Annotated in this window: 1 protein-coding gene; it reads left to right on the forward strand. The window is 65.4% G+C overall.

Annotated features, from left to right (window positions below):
* On the forward strand, nt 1–759 hold a 759-nt coding region (locus tag ACIKT0_RS19375), incomplete at its 5' end, for an IS3 family transposase (protein ID WP_407106895.1).
* Nucleotides 760–798: the final 39 nt, after the last annotated feature.

The raw sequence follows: 798 nt of genomic DNA on the forward strand, positions 1-798 counted from the left end.
GCCCTGCTGCCGGAGGTCCAGCGTGTTTTTGACGAGAACTTCCGGGTCTATGGCGTGCGCAAGGTCTGGCGGCAGTTGATGCGCGAGGGGCATCGGATCGCCCGCTGCACAGTGGCGCGCCTGATGCGACGCGCCGGCCTGCAAGGTGTAGTCCGTGGAAAGCCCGTGCGCACCACGTTCAGCGACAAGGCGGCTCCTTGCCCGCTCGACCACGTCAACCGGCAGTTCAAGGCGCCGCGGCCAAATGCGCTCTGGCTCTCGGACTTTACCTATGTCGCGACCTGGTCAGGCTTCGTCTACGTCGCCTTCGTGATCGACGCCTACGCGCGCCGCATCGTCGGCTGGCGGGCATCGAGGACCGCGCATGCGAGCTTCGTGCTCGACGCCCTCGAGCAGGCTCTGCATGAGCGTCGCCCCGCGCATCGCGGCGGGCTTGTGCATCACAGCGACCGCGGCAGCCAATACGTCTCGATCAAATACACCGAGCGTCTGGCCGAGGCCGGCGTCGAGCCGTCGGTTGGAAGCGTCGGCGACAGCTACGACAACGCGCTCGCGGAGACGATCAACGGGCTCTACAAAGCAGAGGTCATCCACCGGCGTGGACCCTGGCGCTCGTTCGAGACCGTCGAGTTCGCGACGCTGGAATGGGTCGACTGGTTCAACAATCGGCGGCTGCTCGAACCCATCGGCAACATCCCGCCAGCCGAAGCAGAAGAGCGCTATTACGCAATGCTGAGCGAGCCGGCTATCGCGGCGTGACTCAAACGAAGCGGCCTCCGGAGAATCCGGAGCGGTTCA

Origin of the sequence: Hansschlegelia beijingensis (assembly GCF_045505405.1) — a bacterium.
Lineage (GTDB): Bacteria > Pseudomonadota > Alphaproteobacteria > Rhizobiales > Methylopilaceae > Methylopila > Methylopila beijingensis_A.